Source organism: Streptomyces sp. NPDC002130 (assembly GCF_040296465.1).
GTDB lineage: Bacteria > Actinomycetota > Actinomycetes > Streptomycetales > Streptomycetaceae > Streptomyces.
Window position 1 is genome coordinate 1 of the sequence record NZ_JBEOXI010000695.1, and the last position, 1,694, is coordinate 1,694.

A 1,694-nucleotide genomic window follows, 5' to 3' on the forward strand; every position below is an offset into this window, starting at 1 on the left:
CCACCGCGATCCAGGGGGCGACCTCGGGCATTCACCACGAGGACACGGGTGTCGCCTCGGCGCTGATCAACACCGGTCAGCAAATCGGCGGCTCCATCAGTACGGCACTGCTGACCACCGTCGCCTCGTCGGCCGCGACCGACTACGTGACTTCGCACAAGCCCAGCGCGCTGGCCGCGGCGCAGGCCGGGGTCGAGGGCTACACGGCCACCCTCGCGTGGGGCTCCGGGTTCTTCGTGGTCGGTGCGGTGATCGCCGCGTTCCTGATCCCGAACCGGGCCCTGGAGCCGTCCGAGGGCGAGCCCGTGATGGCCCACTGAGCCTGGATCCACCCAAGAGATGCCCTGCTACCTGCGATGACTGTTGTTCTCACGACACCAATCAGCCCAGGACAGCAGGGCATCTCGAAGCTTCCACCGCGACCGTCTCGCCCCGCGCATCCACGACGGGGCGTTCTCCGCGATGGACCTCACCGCCCACCAACCGCGCACCGGAGAACGGGCCGCCAGCGCCGGAGTCAGCGAGGGTCGTTCTTCACAGACTCGCGAGCCGAGTAGGGCCACACCATCACATCTACGTGGGTCCTCCCCGCCTCGCGCGCTGGGCGGATCCGGATGGGCCCAGGTCAGGTCGGTGATGGTGGGGAGGTTCGACTGCGGGTGGGGAGGGGGACGACGGTGGCGCCGCTGCGCAGGGTGGTTTTCGAGGGTGAGCTGGCGGATGGCCTCCTCGTATAGGGCGAGGGTCAGGCGCAGGTCGGTGTTCTCCTTCCGCAGTTCGGGCGGCGCCTTTTGGTGGCTGCCTCTTCGAGAACCATGTCGATGGCGGCCTTGACGGTGTCGGCGTCGGGCAGGGCACGTTTCACTCGGTGGTCTCCGGGGCGTGGCGAGCGGGGCTGGAAGGCCACGCCACGGGATCGTGTTGTCGGCGCCGATGACGGCGTCATGGGCCTGCGCCCAGACAAGGTTGACTGTGCGATCGGGCATCGTCAGACCGCTACCGGCGCTTTGATCGCGGGGTGGTGCTGATAGTCGACGATCTCCACGTCCTCGAAGGTGTAGTCGAAGATGGAGTCGCGCTTGTTCAATTTCAGGGTCGGCAACGGGAGGGGCTCGCGACCGAGCTGCTCGGTCACCTGGTCGACGTGATTGTCGTAGATGTGGCAGTCACCGCCGGTCCAGACGAACTCGCCGACGTCGAGTCCGGCCTGCTGGGCCATCATGTGGGTGAGCAGCGCGTAACTGGCGATGTTGAACGGAACGCCGAGGAACATGTCGGCGCTGCGCTGGTACAGCTGGCAGGAGAGCTTGCCGTCGGCGACGTAGAACTGGAAGAAAGCGTGGCACGGCGCCAGCGCCATCTGCGGAATGTCGGCGACGTTCCACGCCGAGACGATGATCCGCCGCGAATCGGGATTCGAGCGCAGGGTCTCGACGGTCTGCGTGATCTGGTCGATGTGCTCTCCGGACGGAGTGGGCCAGCTGCGCCACTGGACGCCGTAGACGGGACCGAGTTCGCCGTTCTCGTCGGCCCACTCGTCCCAGATGGAGACGCCGTTCTCGTGCAGCCACGCCACGTTGGAGTCGCCGCGCAGGAACCACAGGAGCTCGTTGACGATCGACTTGAGGTGGACCTTCTTGGTGGTGACGAGCGGAAAGCCGTCGGCAAGATCGAAGCGCATCTGGTGACCGAAG

At 66.5% G+C, this 1,694-nt stretch carries 1 protein-coding gene and 1 pseudogene; one reads left to right on the plus strand and one right to left on the minus strand.

All coding sequences use genetic code 11. The annotated features are described in order from the left end of the window. Positions 1-320, plus strand: a pseudogene (locus tag ABT116_RS44555) (MFS transporter); the annotation flags it as partial. Between the two features lie 668 nt (positions 321-988). On the opposite strand, the gene ABT116_RS44560 reads toward ABT116_RS44555, so the two are convergent. Then, positions 989-1,694: thymidylate synthase (locus ABT116_RS44560; protein WP_351646627.1), on the minus strand; the 706-nt coding region annotated here is incomplete at its 5' end.